Source organism: Mesorhizobium sp. M0062, from assembly GCF_040323125.1.
Taxonomy (GTDB): Bacteria; Pseudomonadota; Alphaproteobacteria; order Rhizobiales; family Rhizobiaceae; genus Mesorhizobium.
Map to the genome: position 1 here is coordinate 25,382 of NZ_JAMYUO010000040.1, position 17,689 is coordinate 43,070.

A 17,689-nucleotide genomic window follows, 5' to 3' on the forward strand; every position below is an offset into this window, starting at 1 on the left:
CGAACGCGCCAAGCAGTCTACTTTGAGAAACGACGCGTGTTCGTAGTGTTCGAGGCGCGGGGCCTGTATGTCCCCAAGGAACCAATATTATAGCGTAGTGCCACATTTATATTTCTGCGGGATTAAGACACGTGCCGGAGGGAAATTGCACATTTGCGCCGAGTGGCTCATTTCCAAGAGTGTGCCGGTTTGGCATGTTCACGGCCGACAGGAGCCAGCCGGTAGCTCACCACACCGTGAGGAAGGAGAAGCCTCAGGCCACTTTCTCCCGGAGCGCGCGCGCTGCAGCGACCATGTTAATGAGGGCAGGGCGGACCTCCTCCCACTTGCGTGTTTTGAGGCCACAGTCCGGGTTTACCCACAGTTGGCCGTCGGACAGTCGCTCGCGGGCAAGCATGATTAGGTCCGAAATCTCGCAGACCTCCGGCACACGTGGTGAGTGAATGTCATAGACGCCGGGACCGATCTCGTTCGGATATTTGGAGCTCGTGAAGGCGTCCAGCAGTTCCATCTTGGAGCGCGACGTCTCAATCGAAATGACATCCGCATCCATTCCAGCGATCGCGTCGATGATCTCGTTGAACTCCGAATAGCACATGTGGGTATGGATTCGAGTCGCGTCCTTTACACCCGTTGAAGCGATCCGGAAGCATTCGACAGCCCAGTCGAGATAGGCTTTCCAGTCAGATTGGCGCAGTGGCAATCCTTCGCGAAACGCGGCCTCATCGATCTGGATCATCCTTGCGCCGGACCTTTCGAGATCCGTCACTTCGTCGCGGATGGCGAGCGCGATCTGGCGGCAGGCTTCGGAGCGGGGTACGTCGTCTCGAACAAAGGACCAGTTGAGAATGGTCACTGGGCCTGTGAGCATTCCCTTCACAGGCTTTTCCGTAAGCGACTGGGCGAATTGCCACCAGCGCACCGTCATCGGATTGCGCCTCGATACGTCCCCGAAGATGATGGGGGGACGCACGTAGCGCGACCCATAGCTTTGCACCCAGGCATGCTGAGTGAAGGCGAAGCCGGACAGCTGCTCGCCGAAATGCTGTACCATATCGTTTCGTTCGAACTCACCGTGCACCAGCACGTCCAGCCCGATCTCTTCCTGCCAACGAATTGCTGACTCGATCTCCTTCTTCAGGAAAATCTCGTAGTCGACATAACTGAGCTGGCCCTTCGCATGAGCGGACCGCGCGCGGCGTACCTGCGGCGTCTGCGGGAAGGACCCGATTGTCGTCGTCGGGAACGGCGGCAGCCCGAGCGTGCCGGCCTGGACTCTGGAGCGCTCGCCAAAAGCGCTCTCTCGTCGTTTCATGCTATGGTCAATGCTGGCGATCCGCCCCTCAACAAGCGGGTCATGGATCTTCGTGGACGTCAAGCGAGTGGCGGCAGCCTCGGCAGAAGCTTTCAACGCGGCTGCCACCGCATCCCTGCCTTTGGAAAGGGCCCGGGCCAGCAAGACCAGCTCGTCGGTCTTCTGGGCCGCGAAGGCGAGCCACGACCTGATGTCGGCCTCGAGTTCCGTCTCCATGCGCAGGTCAATCGGCACATGCAGCATCGAGCAAGAAGGCGCGATTTCGACGCGGTCCAAGGGCCAGCCGGCGACGATCGGTTTGATGCGGTCGAGAATGGCGGGCAGGTTCGCACGCCAGACGTTGCGGCCATCGATCAAGCCGAGCGAGAGCACCAGATCCTTCGGAGCGAGCCGACCCACCGTTTCCAGCTGCTCGGGAGCGCGCACGAGATCAATATGCAGGCCGGCCAGGGGCAGAGAAACCGCGGTTTCGAGATTGTCTCCCAGCGACCCGAAATACGTAGCCAGCATGATCTTCAGCTCGGGCGCGGCTTTCGACAGCTGGCCATAGGCGAATTCGAACGCAGCTCGTTCGTTCGGGTTCAGATCGAGGACAAGCGCTGGCTCATCGATCTGCACCCAGTCGGCTCCCGACAGATTCAGCCTCTCCAGAAGCTGCTCGTAAACCGGCAGCAGCCGCGGTAGGAGCGCGATGGGACCGAACCCTTCGGCACGCGATTTCGCCAGCTTGAGGAAGGTGATGGGTCCAAGGATGACTGGGCGTGTGTGAATGCCGAGAGCTTTAGCCTCGAGGAAGTAATCGACCGGCTTCGATGACGAGAGGGCGAACGTCTGATCATCATCGAGTTCCGGCACAATGTAGTGGTAGTTGGTGTCAAACCACTTGGTCATTTCCATCGCGGTTACACCAGGTCCATGAGCCTCCTCCTGGTAACCAGCGTGTCCACAATCCTGCGTCTGACCCTGGTAGCCGCGCGCCATTGCGAAGTAGATGTCAAGTGGGACCTCGCCGCTATTCCAGCCGTAACGGGATGGAACGGCCCCGACCATGGCTGCGGTGTCGAGCACATGGTCGTAAAGCGAGAAGTCGTTCGACGGGATTTTCGACACGCCGCGATCGCGCTGCTCTTCCCAGCTAGCGGCTCGGAGCGCCTTCGACGTCGCAAGAAGGTCGCCAGCGGACGATGTTCCGGACCAGTAGCTTTCAAGCGCGAATTTCAGTTCTCGCCGACGACCGAAGCGCGGCATGCCGAGCGTTGCTACAGGAATTTGCTGAGAGACAGTCATGTCATACCCCGATGATTGGGGCGTCGGTGACAAGGAAGGCGCTAGCAGGCCGGCATCAACGCCGGGTTGCAGCGGCCACCGAGACACCCCGCCCGTGGACGTAATTCGCGTGGCAGGTCTCCTGGCTCGCGGGGTCATAGCCTCTACCCGTCTTCCTGAGGGTATTCGCCTCAGTGACATGATTGGGGTTGGCTCGCCGCTAACAGTTGCGGGGGCAGCGCCGGCATCGCACCGGCTTCCCTCTTAGCTCCGCTGCGGCAGCGCCGCACGCGAGAACCACGACACGCAGACAATCACAGCTGTTCGCTCTTTTGTCAATGACGCATAACGAAATGTTTATGTCGCTATGTGATCGCGCTTTTACGCCTTTGTCTAGCATTGTGAAATATTCAGTCTGCTGCCCGCATTCGGCATCGTGGGACGTGATCGCAAGTCAAGTCCGACGGACGCCGCGAGTTCTCCGTTACCTCAGGAACCTTACTGGCCTTCCCCAAGCTGAGCTTCTGGAAAATGCTGGTGACGATCTGGATGACGGTGAATGCCGTCATGGCAAGCACGCCTTGCACCGCTCCTCCAGCGAGCTTCACGGCAGCAGCATGGGTCAGTTCTCCGAAGCGAATGGCTGTCGCTATCAGCGAGCTTTGACACAGTTCCGCCACTGCGGTCATCGCGTCAGTAGGGCGGCTGGTTAGTTGCCGGCGCATCTACAGCAACCCAGCCCCTTCCGCCTCGCGGCGCAAATTCTGCCTTGGCCTTGGGCCGATCTGCTGGATCACCAGGCCGGCCGCCAGCGAGCCAAGGTCGCCGCAGGTCTTGAGGTTGCGGCCCTGCGTGTAGCCATGCAGGAAACCGGCGGCGTAGAGGTCGCCGGCGCCGGTGGTGTCGACCAACTCCTTGATGGCGGTCGCCTCGATGACCACGGTCTCGTCGCCGCGCACGATCACCGAGCCTTTTTCGGAACGGGTGACGGCGGCAATCTTGCAGTCCTTGCGGATCTGAGCCAGGGCCTCGTCGAAGGATTTTGTCTGGTAGAGCGACTTGATCTCGTGGCTGTTGGCAAAGACGATGTCGACAGTGCCCGAGCGCATCAGCTCGAGGAACTCGTCCCGGTAGCGGTCGACGCAGAACGAATCCGACAACGTCATCGACACTTCGCGTCCGGCCTCGTGTGCGAGCTTCGCCGTCTGCCGGATCGCCTCCTTGGCGCGCGGCGGATCCCACAAATAGCCCTCGAAATAGGTAACCTTGGCGCCGGATGCCTTGTCGGCCTCGACATCCTCAGGGCCAAGCTCGACGCAGGCGCCGAGATAGGTGTTCATCGAGCGCTCGCCGTCGGGCGTGACGAAGATCATAGAGCGCGCCGTCGGCGGCTCGCCCTTGAGCGGCCTGGTGTCGAAGGCGACACCCTGTGCATGGATATCGTGCGCATAGATTTCGCCCAGCGCATCGTTGGAGACCTTGCCGAAGAAGGCGGCGCGTCCGCCGAAGCTGGCTACGCCGGCCGCCGTGTTGCCGGCACTGCCGCCGGAGGCCTCGATCGCCGGGCCCATGCGGCTGTAGAGCAGTTCGGCGCGGCGCGTGTCGATCAGGTTCATCGCGCCCTTGATGATGCCGTTGATCTCGAGGAATGCCTCGTCGCACTGGGCGATGATGTCGACAATGGCATTGCCGATGCAAAGCACGTCATAATCCGGCATCAATGTCTCCGCCAAAAAACCCGAGCCGGCTTCTCGCCACGCCTGCCAGGCGCGGGTCTGCCCGGTGGAAATGGGCTTTCCGCTTGCCAATCCGTTCGCCGGCGGCTCTCACGGGGCGGCGAGTCCTGCCTCGCGACGCAATTCGTCCGCCCTGTCTGTCTTCTCCCAGGTGAAATCAGGCTCTTCACGGCCGAAATGGCCATAGGTCGCTGTATTGCGATATATAGGGCGTAAGAGATCAAGCATCTTGATAATGCCTTTCGGTCTGAGATCGAACAACTCAAGAATGAGGCGCTCGATCCTGCTTTCCTCAACCCTGGCTGTCCCGAACGTGTTGACCATGACGGAAACCGGACTGGCCACACCGATTGCGTAAGCAAGCTGCACCTCGCACACGTCCGCAAGTCCGCTAGCGACGATGTTCTTTGCGACATAGCGGGCTGCATAGGCAGCCGAGCGGTCAACCTTGGACGGGTCCTTGCCCGAGAAGGCGCCGCCGCCATGACGACCCATCCCGCCATAGGAATCGACGATGATCTTGCGTCCAGTGAGACCGCAGTCGCCGCGCGGCCCGCCGACTACGAACCGCCCCGTCGGGTTGACCAGAATTCTGATGCCTTCCGTCTCCAGGTGGGTCGGCAGGACAGGCTTTATGATTTCCTCAATGACGCCCTCGCGGACAGTCTCTTGCGAGACCTGCTCGTCATGTTGCGTCGACACGACGATGGTATCCAGGGCGACCGGGCGCAACCCCTCATAGCGCACTGAGACTTGGGATTTCATGTCAGGACGCAACCAGCCAAGCTGTTGTGCCTTCCGGACATACGCCTGCCGTTTCGTCAAGCGATGAGCGAGCTGGATCGGCAAAGGCATCAGGGTATCGGTTTCGCGGCATGCGTAGCCGAACATGAGGCCCTGATCTCCCGCTCCCTGCTGGAGGTCTTGCCCTCTTCCCTCGTCAACGCCTTGGCTGATGTCGGGCGACTGCTCGGTGAGGGCATGAACGACGGAGCAACGCCGGCCGTCAAAGCCGACGGCCTCGTCGTCGTACCCAATGTCGAGAATCGTATCGCGCGCAACTTGGCTGTAATCCACCTGGGCATCGCTGGTGATCTCGCCAGCCAGAACGACTATCCCTGATTTTACCAACGCTTCACAGGCGACGCGCGCCTTGGGATCCGTGCGGAGGATGGCATCGAGGATGGCATCCGAGATGTTGTCGGCCAACTTATCCGGGTGCCCCGCGCCAACCGATTCGGAAGAGAACACGAACTGCCTAGCCATGAATACCTCGCTTCGGATGTTGGATGTGGTATGGGCATTTTGCTTGGCCCACCTTACTTGTCGGAGATGCCCGGGACCTCGAACGCAGCGCACAAGTCGGCAACGTCTCTTCGCACGCAGGCATGGAGATCTTCGTCGTCTGGCCGCTGGAGGACGGAGTCAATGAAGCCAGCAATTTGCACCATTTCCACATCGCGCATGCCCATTGACGTCACTGCTGGCGCCCCCAGGCGAATTCCGCTTGTGACCGCCGGATGCCGCGGGTCGCCAGGCACCATATTAAAGTTTGTGATGATCCCTGCCTTTGCTAGTCGCTCGGCATAGGCCTTGCCCGATAGTGGCCGATCGCGAAGATCAAGGATCAGCATGTGATTGTCCGTCCCCCCGGTAACCAGGTCATAACCTCGCTCAAGCAGTGCATGTGCCAGAGCCTTGGCATTCTTGACCGTCTGTTGGCCGTAGCCTCGGAAGGACGGGTTCGCGGCTTCGTGCAAGGCAACCGCTAGCGCAGCGATGGCATTCATGTGAGGTCCGCCTTGCAGGTGAGGGAAGACCGCCCGGTCTATTCGTCTGGCGAGATTGTATTTGCTCTTTGTATGATACAGGGCCTGATAGCGATCTTCGTTCCTTGACAAAATGAAGCCACCGCGGGGACCGCGGATCGACTTGTGGGACGTGCTGCTGACCACGTCGCAATGGCCCACGGGATTCGGGTGCGCTCCCGCGGCAATCAGGCCGCTGATGTGCGCAATGTCGGCTACGAGATAGGAGTTCGCTTCCAGGGCAATTTCTGCCATTGCCGCGTAGTCAAAGACACGCGGGTAAGCGGTTCCGCCGACCCAAATGAGCCGCGGCCGTTCCCGCTTGGCTGTCTCGCGCAAGCGGTCATAGTCAATCTGCTGTGTCTTTTCATCTAGTCCATAGGGCACGCGTTGATAGTCAGTTCCGGAAAAGTTGATGGCCCAACCATGAGTCAGATGGCCCCCTTCCGGAAGGGGCAAGCCCATGACTTTGTCACCGGGACTCAAAAGCGCACGATAGACAGCCTGGTTGGCCGGCGAGCCGGAATAAGGCTGGACGTTGGCATGCTCGCTGCCAAATAGCGTTTTCAGGCGCCCAATGGCCAGATCCTCAAGCTCATCAACGATCTCGTTTCCAGCGTAGTAGCGCGCGCCGGGGTACCCCTCGGCGTACTTGTTCGTGAAAATCGAGCCGTTCGCTTCCAGCACGGCCGAGGACGCAAAGTTCTCTGAGGCGATGAGCTTGAGGGTCGTCCGCTCCTGCCGCTCCTGTCTCAGAAGCAGCTCGTGGACGCGGCAATCAACCGCGGCCAAGGAAGACCGCCCGTGGGTGTCCGGCTGTGCGATTGCGCCGTCTGCGGAGTTGTCCATGGTAGCTTCGCGCTCCAATTGGATTGACCTATTTCACGATCAAGCACGCGGTCCTTTTCGGCCGCGTGTCTCGTACCGCTTCGAGCCGCTGCAGGTCCTGTTTATGATAGCCGTCGCGATGGGGCAGGAGATCGACCAATAATTGAACCAGCCCGCCGTCGTTGGATCCTGCGTTGAGATGGTACGAGCGCCACGGAGGCTGTTCGTTGCAGCAAAGAAAGTCGGCTCTGGCGAGCAGCCGGACGTGTCGCGCAACCCGCTCTCGACACACGCTCAGAATCTCCGCTAGCTCGCAGACAGTTAGGTCCGCATGCGCACAAAGGCCCAGGATTCGAAGGCGGTCAGGATGCGCTGCCATGCGTAGGCGACTAACCAGTGTCATCATGGCTCAGGACCAAGTCCTACCGAATTTCTCATTTCGCGTTCTCCGCAGAAGTTGCGATTTCGAAGGGTTGTCCAACGACCGGACAAATCTCGGTGGCCGTGACGACCGTCGATATCCTGTGTCGAACAAACAAATGGGCGCTCTTCTTGCCTTTAGCCGAAATTGCAAGCAGTTCGGCCAGTCGAAGACAAGCGGGGCCACGGTTTGGAACCACTGACCTCAGACGTTGCAATAAGCCTACCATTCACAGCGAGCCGGAGTTGCTAAGAGTCTATGAATTTCCTTGAAGGATCTGTTGCAACGTTTGCCCAGCCTAGCCTGCTCCGGTTTGCAGCGGTCATGGTCAGGCGATCCATCGCCTCTGCGAGCACGATCAGGAATTTGCCCTGCATCGTATCGCTGATCAGCTCCTGAAGGCCGGGACGCAACAGCGACCCGCCGCAGATCGCGCGGTGGGTATTGCTGTCGACGACTGTCCAGCCTTGCTTTTCAGCACGCAAGCAGCAGAGCCGCAACTGATCCTCGATCGAGGCGTCTCGGTGATTGTCAGTTGAGTAGCGAGCGCCAAGCACGACCTTCATGAGGCGGCCCCTTACTCCGGGACGCGGTCTCGCGTCTGGCTATCCGTTTCGGCTTGAACGAAATCCCGTGCGGCCTGTCGCGCCAGCAGCCGGACCAGATTGACGAAGCGTCGATCGGGCTTCGGCGACGCAGACACAGCCGATTCGCGGGCCGCGCCGGCGACCACACGAAGCTTTTCGGCTGTTGCCGTTTCGGCGCGCTATGATCGCGTTCCTGTCCTGACGCGAAATACTCCGTTTCGCGACAATGATGCCAAGTCACAGTGCTTCGACAAACTGGAATTCTATCAATAACGCGCGTCGCGCAGGAGCCAGTGCTGGCCGATGACGGGGCACCTTGTGCTCCGAAGAAGCCATGGCTATATATCCGGATAGAGAACGGAGGCACGCGATGGGCAACACTGCACAGAAGAGAGCCATCGAGAATTATCGCTCTCGCCTGGCTGAGCGCGGCATCGCGCGGTTCGAGATCCAGGCCTTCGACGCAGACCGCGATCTACTGCGAACTCTTGCCCGAAAATTAACGGAGAGCGGGCCGGATGCCCGACAGCTTCGTCGGACCATACAGCAAGCCGTGGCGGGTGAGCCACCGAAAGCGGGCAGCATTCTCGCCGCGTTGCGTCGCTCGCCTCTGGTTGGCTCCAATCTCGACCTCAGCCGGCCGCGCGAAGAGGGGCGCAAGATCGACCTGTGACGCGCTACCTTCTTCATACCAATATCATCAGCAACGTCATAAAGCCGGAGCCTTCGGGCTCGTTGCTGGCCTGGATGGGCGCGCAGAAGGACGAAGACCTCTTCATTGCTTCGCTTACTGTCGCCGAAATTCGCCGAGGCATCCTAGAGAAGCCGAAGGGGAAAAAGCGCAGCAGCCTTGAAACTTGGTTCGAGGGCTCCGAAGGCCCGCAAGCGCTGTTCGCTGGCCGCGTGCTATCGTTCGACGAGAAAGCTGGCCTCGTGTGGGCGCGGCTGATGGCCAACGGCAAAGCCAGAGGCCGTTCGCGGAGCGCCCTAGACACAATCATTGCCGCTGTAGCCGAAGCCAACGAGTGTGTCGTAGTGACCGACAATGAAAAGGACTTCGAGGACGTTCAGATAATCAACCCGCTCCGTAGCTCTGGAAGCCAAGCGGGTGATGATAGCTCCAACGGTCCGGCCGTTTCAATTTGAGGATTTCAGCGGCACGGAGTCCGAACGTCTCGTGTTCGCCTACCTTTAGCGATGGCTGGATTGATCTTACTTAGTTCGGCCAGGGACGTCTCTTCCAGTTCCGCTTTAATGCCATCCCGTTCATCTAGTCAGCTCGATCTACCAACAGTTCGCACGCACGAGCGCCGCGAACAAGGCGCGATCGCAGGGACTGCGCGATACGCGTGTCGAGCTCGTCCATCTTACACTCGCTCTCGTCTTCGAAGGCCCTCTCGCCAAACGCCACTGTAGTCCATCCCGCGTGCGCCTCGGGGGCCTTCTCATCGAGGGTTTCTCGCCACTGGTCTGGCGCGCTACCAATGGCAAGTTCGCCCGCTGGGAACTCGTCGGTCTGCACTCCCAGCTCTGGGCATCCACATCAACTGCGGAGCTCTTCATAGCCGTGTTCTTCCTTTAGCTGGCAGCTCTCGAGCTCGACGAGCAGCCGATCAGCGACACCCGCGACCTCAAGTTCGACCCGGTTGACTCGATAACACCCTATTGGCAGATTCAGTCGGGGAGGATCTGCCCACTCCGATCACAAGCCGATCTTTCGACCCCGTGGTCGGGAATTCTCCATGGACCTTCGTGAAGAAGGAATGCAGCGCCGAAAGCCGAGGCGCTTCCGATACATCGAAGCCCCTTCCGAGTCGGAGCCCCGATTAGGCATTCCTGCCACTCTATCTAGCCGACCCCGTGGCCGCGTTGCCGATCGGTGCGCTAGTCGCCTACATCGCCCCGGCACGTGAAGATCGTCTCTGCTGATGCTCGTTGAGCAATTCAGGCCGCCTCCGGCTGGCGTTTGATCAGCGTCAGCGTCAACCAGCGCGCGGTCAGCGCCGGCTTTTTCGAGCCCTCGATCTCAATCGTCACGCCCAGCGCCGTCTGCACCCAGCCCGACGGCCTGACCTTGACGTCGGCCAGTACGAAACGGGTGCGGATGCGAGATCCGGTTTTCACCGGCGCCAGGAAGCGCAGCGATTCGAAGCCATAGTTGACACCCATCTTGCAGTTTTCGAGCGGCCGCATGGTCTCGAAAGTCATCGCCGACAAAAGCGAAAGCGACAGGAAGCCATGTGCGATGGTGCCGCCGAACGGCGTCTCGCGCTTGGCGCGCTCCGGATCGCAGTGGATGAACTGGTGGTCATCGGTGGCCTCGGCGAACTGGTCGATCATCTGCTGCGAGACCACCCGCCACGGCGACACGCCGACTTCCTTGCCGACGCTGGCCAGAAGTTCGTCGAGACTGATCGGTTCCACGCTAATGTCCTCCATTTCAACCGTCCGAATCGCGAGCGGCTTCATTCCGAACAGTGTCAGCCCATGCTGCACCGACTGCCGGCCATCCATCGGCAGGATGGCGCCGGTGAGATGACTGCCGTCACGGCTGTACGAATAGAACGTTCCGCCGGCAATCTCATCGGCGCACCGATGCGCCCGATCCGAACATGGCCGCAGACGGGCTGGCTTGTACCTCGGTCGCGGTGCGCGTCCTACAGGCCAACGAAACAGCTCGTCTTGCTACCGGTGATCATTCCGCCGGCGCCGCTATGCGGTATTGTCGCAAATTGATAAAATCAATTGTCTGGATAGTAACCATCCGTGTTTCGAATTTGGAGGAGTCCAGCAGACGGGGTGGCTTGTGGTCCTTGTTGAAGCGCGCCGGCCTCATTCACCGGTAGCACTGAGCCGGCAAGAAGCGCCAGTTCAATGACATTGGGTGTCGACACGGCAAAGCGGCATCAGATGCTACTTCATGATGCGGGATGGCGCTTGCTTCAAGAACGCTCGGCCTGACGTGGAAGCCAGCACCGGATCTGGATTGTCGGTGCGCGGATATTCGCGCAGCACAGCGGCAACCGCAGCGACGATCGATCTCAGCCGTTGCGAGCATGCCGATCTTGGTGGCGGCCACTCTGTTCCCTCGGCGCCATTGCTCTGGTCTTTCGATCCATTCTCGCGTGCGCGCTTCTGGGGCGTCGTTCAGCGCAAAGTCGGTGACCACGGCTGCGCTTTCCGCGCCAGCCTCAAAAAACGCCTTCGAGACGGTCAGGTTGAGGCCGCCGATGCAGACCAATGGGATCGGCGCGACCTGGTGCTTCCACCGCTGATCCGCTCGAGTCCTCGCGACGCCCATTCATCTTCTTGAGGCTGTTGGATAGACTGGGGCGAGCGCCACATACTCCGGTTCCGCCACTGGCGCCGTTTCCAGTTCGGTGTGATCGTGGATCGACAGGCCGAGCTTCAATCCGACGTATTTCATCGCCAGCATCGGCGGCAGCCAAATCCTTTTGACCAAGATGGACGAAGTCGCAGCCTTCCTCGATTGCCGTGCGCCAAATGTCGTTGACTCACTTGGCAACCATGGACCGCGCAGGCGTCGTTCGCGCGTCGGATTTCCGTCTGCAGTCCTTTCTCGTCCATATCCTTTATCCGGAGCTGCACCAGACGGACGCCGAGCGGCACCAGCCGGTCAATCCAGCCGGCACGTCCACGACTTCATGAGAAGACGGCCCTGCCGATCGTCGGTGGGTAGCGCCGTTCGAGCATTCCCGAGCTGAAAGCTTCACGACCGGCATCGACCGCTTTGCCGAACGCACGCGCCATGCCGACCGGATCGGCCGCCCTCGGAACCGCCGTGTTCAGGAGCACGGCGTCAAACCCGAGCTCTATGACGGTCGCCGCGTACGACGGCCGTCCGAGCCGTGCATGCATCAATCAACGGAATGTAGGGGGAATGTCCGCGCATCAACTGGACCTCGGAGCTCAACGCTTCATCGCATTAGAATGAGCGTTCGAAACGCAGGATACCGCCGACACTGCTCTTCTTGTTGGCATTGGTCCAGTTCACTTCGGAAGCTTTCACCTTTCCGACGGCGGAGCCTCCGTAGCGGTCATAGTCGAGTTCAGCCGTAACTGTGAAATCGGGAAGGAACGCATAGGCGACGTTCGCAGCGACACCATAGTTGTTGAGCTGATCACCCGAGAGCTGAAGGTTGAACGAAGCTGACTCGGTGAGCTCGTAACCGGCGCCAGCCCAGAAAGCCCAGTTCCCACCCCAAGGTTTATAGAAACCGCGACCATGAGCGTCTACCGAATTCGTCGAGCCGTAGTTGAGCTGGCCATGGGAACCGTAGCCCAACATTCCGGATAGCAATAGTTCGTTGGTGACATTGATGTCGACACGGACCTTGGCGGCCACCGATTCGTAGTTGCTATCATAAGCTGCAACGCCGGTGATCGCTCCCCAGCCATGTGCGTATTTCAAGCCGCCTACTATGTGGGGAGCGTAGCTGTCGATTGTGCCGACCACGTCCGAGCCTTGTTCCAGCGAAACCACGGCCGAAAAGCCGTTCCCTGCGTCCAAGTAGTACTGAACCACATTGGTATCGAAAGCGCCGTACGGAGCCGGCGTCTGGTTCAGTACATCACCCGCGCAGCCAATAAACATGTCGAAAGCCGACCGGTCCTTACCAACTCGCAGGCCACCAAGCTGAATCCAGGCGATAGTCAGGCCGCTGCCTCCGTTCAAGGCATAGGACCGAGAACTGTCCGAAACCGATGTCTGGTGGCTGCCGAAGTTCACGCGGGTTTCGGTGTAGGTCTTCAACGTCCCGCGTTCGGTCTCCTGGCCGGTCCAGGTTTTCAATGTGAAGCGTGTGTTGTTTTGCCACGCGCTCTGATGCTCACCAGTCCTCACATCCGAGGTTCTTGAGTGGTCAAACAATCCGACGTTGTAACGGACAGAGCCGCCGATTCGCAGGCAGGTCTCGGTGCCTGAAATGTAGACGTAGCCCGAGCCGTAGACGTCGCAGATCTTGACGTACTCAGTCGGGTCAGGCTCGGCGGCGGTGCTGACGGCGCGAGCGTTGGAAACGGCAATCAGTGCCGCAGTTGAGCCGAGGAGGAGGCTCCTAATGGTCATTGTCGATCTCCGCTTTAATAATAAAGTGATGGACGCGAGTGATTCTGTGAACAGCTTTGAAACGTGCGCAGTTTTGCCGTGCCGTCAGCTAAGCCCTGAAGGAAATCCTAGAATGTACTCTGGTGATTGTTGTCCAATATTTGGTTTTAGCTGCCGATAATATAATTTTCGCCGAAATGGAGGTATGCAAAATTTTGTACAATCATCACAGTCAACTCAGCTGGTAGAGGTAGGCGTCACAAAGGGTCCTGCATTCGACCGCAAATGACGTGCCAGCCTGACGACCAGCTGCGGCTTGAAGCTCAATTGTGCGGGCGGACCTTGGTTCGCACTTCCTTGTTTTTGCCTTGCGGATCCACCCAAGCACGAACGGAAAACGTTCGGCTACAGTTCGACTGTTCGCTTCGCGACAGTTCCGTTCAATGGGGACAGCATTGTTTGTGGTGAGCCCGACGTTGAGGCATCATGCGGCGGCACCGCTCGGCACGACGCCGTCATGATGGCGAGCTGATGCTCGACAACTACGCGCTGCAGCCTTGCACCAAACAGCGCTCGGCAATAAGTCTCGACCAGCGCTCAAAGTCCCGATAGGTCCGGCCGTTAGGATGGAGTGCGCAGGCCACCCCTTCACGCTGGAATTCTTCGAATGTGATGGCGATACGCTTTATCGCGTGAAGATCATCTGTTCGCGGATTGTCGAGCAGAAGACCGAAGTTCGGGGTCGTTACAAGCGCGATTCCAAGTTCCTTTGTCCCCCTAATGATGGCGGTGCGCTGCTCGCCAAGGGTCCACCACTATGTGCGACAGAGGTTTCGCGCGTTTCGAAGTGAAGCTTCCCGTGTTTGAAATCGATGAGATCGGGCAAGCGCCAGGCGAACACTTTGCCAGCGAGCCGCGTCGTTCGACTGCTTCCATGGTAGATGAGCGGCACGATGTCCGCGCTCAATTGGGCAGAACAAACTGCCGTGCGTGGAATGTCCTCAAATCCGAAGCCGCCAACCTCGCGCACCTGCTGCACAAAGAGCTGCGGCTTATGCCGCCGCCAATGCTCACGATTGGCCAAATCTTTGGAAGTTGGCTCTCCGGGATCGATGAATCTGAGAAATACGAATTCGCCATAGCGCTACTCCGGGACGCGGCACTGCCGCATCAAATGCGAAAACGTGATCGGGACCGCGCGGAAGCGCTACACCTCGCAGGTGGGCGTCCACCATCGCTCCGGAATCGCGCCGTTGCTCTGGCGCAAGAACGCGGCGAGGTACGGACTCGCGATCTCACCGACGTCGGCATCCCACGGTGCTACCTCTCCCGGATGTGCGAGGAAGGGCTGCTCGTGAAGGTCGGCTATGGGCGGTATCGAGCCGCTGCCTACGTTGACGCGAACTGAGCTGGCTAGGCGAGTGACTTCAGGATGACCCCGGAAGTATTATCAAAGAGATCGTTGCGGAAAATTCGGATTGGCATGTGCTCAAACGTGATCCAGAATTTCCGTTGAGCAAAGTTGGTAGTGAAAGCGCGTGACCTCGTCGGCGTGTGGCAGAAGGCGATTTCAGCTGTGATTGACAAGACCGCGCCTGCTGGTCGCTGAACGGTCAGCGACAAGAGGCCTGGCACACTAGCACACGTGAGTTCAGGGCTCATGAAAGGGTAATGCTCAACAATCCTGCTCAATGAACGTCGTAATGAATGACGAGCTTGTTCTGAGTATTTAACAGGTGAGCGATTTCAGGGGCGTGAATTCGGTTCATTCAGGTTGTAAGGTCCAAAAAGGTTGCAACTTACTACCGACACCGTCCCGTCATCGCGCAATTGCAATTCGATCTAACCGGCTTATTCTGAGCTGTCGGGGAAATGTTACAGCGGAGGGAAACCGTGAACGATTTGCTGACCAAACCGGCTACGCCCAGGTCAAGACATTTCAATCTGAAACTGGCTGTCGCAGCCGTGTCTATCACTTACGCGCTTTTCGGCGTCTACGGCAAATCCTTCGGCGATGCATTCTTCGGCATCATTCTGGCGCTCATAGCCTTCCTCGACGAGTATGGATTTGACACGAACCGTTATGTCGATGCGGCGCGGCAAAAGTTGCAAAGGTTCTATCGGCAAGGTGATAAGATCGCGCGGGTTCTCGTCTTCACTATCGGAGTCGGTGGAACCGCTCTGATCGTGGACTGGATATTCAATCTCAACGTCATCCCGATCGATGCGGTCGATCCATGGATAAAGCGTCTGGCGCCGGCGCTGGTCATTGCCGCGACAACGCTTTTTCTCGTGACTTTCTTTTCCAAGTTTTTCTATCAGCTCAACGTCACCGTCGCGGATCGAATATCGAACCGGATTGAGATCACGCTCTACCTGGCCACATCGCTCTTTATTGTTTCGAACATCGTCTTCTGGATCGGGATTAATGTCGAAAACGCGCTTCCCTCCTCCTCCACCGATCTGAACAGGTATGATCCAGGGCAATGGGCAGATATTTCTCCGTGGTGGCAGAATTTGCTTCTGTCCCTTGTCCTAATCTCCCTGGTTTGGCTGACCGCCAGCTTCATTTGGGCCTTCTCGCGCTACGCGGAATATTATTGGCGCGACGTACCGCTGAACTCCAAGCCCAAGAGGGCTCAGAACCAGGACGGCAGAAGTACGAAATCCAAGTAACAGCCGCAGGTTGGCGGCAGCGATTGATCATGTTCGACCGGAATCGCCGGTGTTAGATAGGAGTGGCTTCTTCGATGTAAAAATGAGCGAACTTCTTGTGGTTGCGTGGAGCCTGAAGTCGGTAAGGTCCGAACCCGGCGCACTGCGGGACGTCGCTGAACTCAAAGCGTGCGTCGACGGTGGGATGGACTACAGCCTCCGGATTGATCTCTCGGAGTTTGGCCTTGTAGCCTAGTTTGGCGGTCAACCATGAGAGCCACGTAGGGGTCCGGCAAACAAAGGCCTGTGATCTTGAGCCGAAGCCAGGGCTTGTTGGCTCACTTGGCTTCGCCCAGTTCCAGCCTCAGCTTGTGCAGGAAGGTTTCGAGAGTGCCCTCGTCTTTCGGCCAATCCGTTGGCATAGACGGTCTTTAAGGCGGAGTCTTTGTAACGGACCGTGCGGCTACGAGCCGGCCTCGGCTACTATGCTAGTATCGGGGATTTATTTGCTAGGAGTGGGACATGCGCATTAACGATATTTCGACAGATCCATTGGCTGACCTCGAGGACGCTTGTGACCTTATGGATGGCAGTTGCGCCGGGCGCACTCACTTCATCCTCCACCAGACCGTGAACGGAAAGCTCACCTACGACACAGTGAAGCCTTGGATTGGGAAAAAGCGTAACAAGTCGCACGCGGTAATTTTCAAAACGGGAGAGGTGGTCCATTTGTGGCCATTCCAAGAGACGAACGTGTGGGCGACGAAGGCAGAGTCCGGCTTGAAGCCAAAGAACGGAAAGCTGCCTAAGTTCGACCTTAAGGGCAAGGCAATTAACATTGAAATAGACTACGAGGAGGGGGGCTCTCCGAACTCGGCGCAGTACACGAGCCTAGCGGCTTGTTATATTGGCGCTTGCCGTACGGTCGATCGAGTTCTCACGATCGTGCCACATATAGAAATCGATCGCGGGATTCCGGACGGCCACAGTGACCCGCAGAACTTCAATTACACGGGATTCTACGAGCGATTGAACGATCTGGGCGTGGACATGGATCGGGTTCCTCGGTTCGACCATGACCGATATTGGGCAAAGGAGTCGTACAAGGTCCCGTACGCGGATGATTGGTTTTCATGGCCACCGGTGCTGACCGGCGACCCGCATGCCAAACCCAAGGGGGTCGAGCGAGTGGCGAGCCCGCACGGCGATCAGCGCGAGTGGGCAGGGATGCTGTCGAAAGATGCCAGCTTTCACCTCGTTTCAACTGGCGCGATTGGGGTCAAAGAGTTCGATCGCCTTATTCGAAGACTTGAGCAGGAGAGGGAGATTCTTGCCGAGGAAACCGAGGAGCGGGATGAAAACTGAGACGACCACGCGCCACGATCTTCCAAACGTTGATCATTACTGGGGCAGCGGCATTCTGAGGCGAGCCAGTGCTCGAGAAGGGTTCGCCGTTCTGCGCGGGCAATCGGGTGTATTTTGGGAATGGGCACGAATGGCGGACGGGAGCTAGCATCTTGTGAGTCATCTAGGAATTGCTGAAACTCCGAGCGCAAAGATGCCACAGGTGGGCTGCTGATAGCTACGCCTGAAGGAGCGCACTTCAGACAGTCGCTTATCGATGTATGAAGTTAGGTCCTTGAGATAAACGCCTTTGGCACTCTTCTGGCTTCTTTCCTGCTCTGGCTAGCGGAAGCTCAATTTTTCCAGCGCTCACTGTACGAAAAAATTGGTGAGCGTCTGTTGTTCGGCAGCCATCGGCAAGCGCTCAGAGGCGCCGAAGGCGCGTTCGTCATGTTGCTCCCATCTGGGCGCCGTCGCCCGATTGCAAAGGAGCAAAGGGCGTGATCGCAAGCTAGTCGAGGCGCTCGGCAAGGCAGCTCCGCCGGTTGTGTGCGTCAAGTTTTGCAAAATGGGGCGGCCATGATGCTGGTCATGCGGCTTGGCGCAGAGCGAGCTTCTTGTGCTCGCGCAGGTCGTCCATGTTGATGTATCGGTTGGCCTC

The 17,689-nt window shown here is 58.6% G+C and carries 12 protein-coding genes, 2 pseudogenes and 1 riboswitch; of the genes and pseudogenes, 5 read left to right on the top strand and 9 right to left on the bottom strand.

From position 1 onward, the window contains the following. Positions 1 to 253: 253 nt before the first annotated feature. The 5 genes from metE to NKJ64_RS29150 form a co-directional block, all read right to left on the bottom strand. A complete protein-coding gene (gene metE / locus NKJ64_RS29125; RefSeq protein WP_352463748.1) occupies positions 254 to 2,602 on the bottom strand; it encodes a 5-methyltetrahydropteroyltriglutamate--homocysteine S-methyltransferase in 2,349 nt (782 codons plus the stop codon). A gap of 94 nt (positions 2,603 to 2,696) precedes the next feature. Further along, a riboswitch (cobalamin riboswitch) is annotated at positions 2,697 to 2,898 on the bottom strand. A 408-nt stretch (positions 2,899 to 3,306) separates the two neighbouring features. After that, entirely contained in the window at positions 3,307 to 4,299 is a 993-nt protein-coding gene (locus NKJ64_RS29130; RefSeq protein WP_023697198.1) for an adenosine kinase, read from the bottom strand. Positions 4,300 to 4,407: 108 nt separating this feature from the next. Continuing rightward, positions 4,408 to 5,583, bottom strand: a complete 1,176-nt coding sequence (metK, locus tag NKJ64_RS29135; RefSeq protein ID WP_023693516.1) for a methionine adenosyltransferase — start codon at positions 5,581 to 5,583, stop codon at positions 4,408 to 4,410. Positions 5,584 to 5,636: 53 nt separating this feature from the next. Continuing rightward, on the bottom strand, positions 5,637 to 6,974 hold the full coding sequence (glyA, locus tag NKJ64_RS29140) for a serine hydroxymethyltransferase (RefSeq protein WP_023702973.1): 1,338 nt from the start codon (positions 6,972 to 6,974) through the stop codon (positions 5,637 to 5,639). A 648-nt stretch (positions 6,975 to 7,622) separates the two neighbouring features. Next, positions 7,623 to 7,940, bottom strand: a complete 318-nt coding sequence (locus NKJ64_RS29150; protein WP_352463749.1) for a recombinase family protein — start codon at positions 7,938 to 7,940, stop codon at positions 7,623 to 7,625. Between the two features lie 391 nt (positions 7,941 to 8,331). Here NKJ64_RS29150 and NKJ64_RS29155 point away from each other — a divergent pair, with 391 nt between their 5' ends. Together NKJ64_RS29155 and NKJ64_RS29160 are read left to right on the top strand one after the other, a co-directional pair. After that, entirely contained in the window at positions 8,332 to 8,634 is a 303-nt protein-coding gene (locus NKJ64_RS29155) for a hypothetical protein (protein ID WP_023671839.1), read from the top strand. Further along, a complete protein-coding gene (locus NKJ64_RS29160) occupies positions 8,631 to 9,107 on the top strand; it encodes a type II toxin-antitoxin system VapC family toxin (RefSeq protein ID WP_023685624.1) in 477 nt (158 codons plus the stop codon). Before NKJ64_RS29155 ends, NKJ64_RS29160 begins: the two co-directional genes overlap by 4 nt. A 798-nt stretch (positions 9,108 to 9,905) precedes the next feature. Here the strand turns inward: NKJ64_RS29160 and NKJ64_RS29165 are convergent. The 4 genes and pseudogenes from NKJ64_RS29165 to NKJ64_RS29180 all read right to left on the bottom strand — a co-directional run bounded on the left by NKJ64_RS29165 (position 9,906) and on the right by NKJ64_RS29180 (position 13,050). After that, on the bottom strand, positions 9,906 to 10,400 hold the full coding sequence (locus NKJ64_RS29165) for a MaoC family dehydratase (protein ID WP_031203438.1): 495 nt from the start codon (positions 10,398 to 10,400) through the stop codon (positions 9,906 to 9,908). A 658-nt stretch (positions 10,401 to 11,058) separates the two neighbouring features. Continuing rightward, positions 11,059 to 11,603: pseudogene (locus tag NKJ64_RS29170) on the bottom strand (thiamine phosphate synthase); the annotation flags it as partial. 21 nt (positions 11,604 to 11,624) lie between these two features. Then, positions 11,625 to 11,874 (bottom strand): annotated as a pseudogene (locus NKJ64_RS29175) (thiazole synthase); the annotation flags it as partial. Positions 11,875 to 11,907: 33 nt separating this feature from the next. Further along, positions 11,908 to 13,050: a porin gene (locus NKJ64_RS29180; protein ID WP_352463750.1), complete on the bottom strand. Its 1,143-nt coding sequence runs from the start codon at positions 13,048 to 13,050 to the stop codon at positions 11,908 to 11,910. A gap of 838 nt (positions 13,051 to 13,888) precedes the next feature. Between NKJ64_RS29180 and NKJ64_RS29185 the strand changes: the two genes are divergently transcribed. From NKJ64_RS29185 to NKJ64_RS29195, 3 genes are all read left to right on the top strand, one after another. Next, the gene (locus NKJ64_RS29185; protein ID WP_352463751.1) at positions 13,889 to 14,437 is read left to right on the top strand and encodes a type IV toxin-antitoxin system AbiEi family antitoxin domain-containing protein; all 549 of its coding nucleotides are present in this window, start codon (positions 13,889 to 13,891) and stop codon (positions 14,435 to 14,437) included. 485 nt (positions 14,438 to 14,922) lie between these two features. Then, positions 14,923 to 15,705, top strand: coding sequence for a hypothetical protein (locus NKJ64_RS29190; RefSeq protein ID WP_023712852.1), 783 nt, complete (start codon positions 14,923 to 14,925; stop codon positions 15,703 to 15,705). Positions 15,706 to 16,206: 501 nt separating this feature from the next. Continuing rightward, a complete protein-coding gene (locus tag NKJ64_RS29195) occupies positions 16,207 to 17,049 on the top strand; it encodes a hypothetical protein (protein WP_352463752.1) in 843 nt (280 codons plus the stop codon). Positions 17,050 to 17,689: the final 640 nt, after the last annotated feature.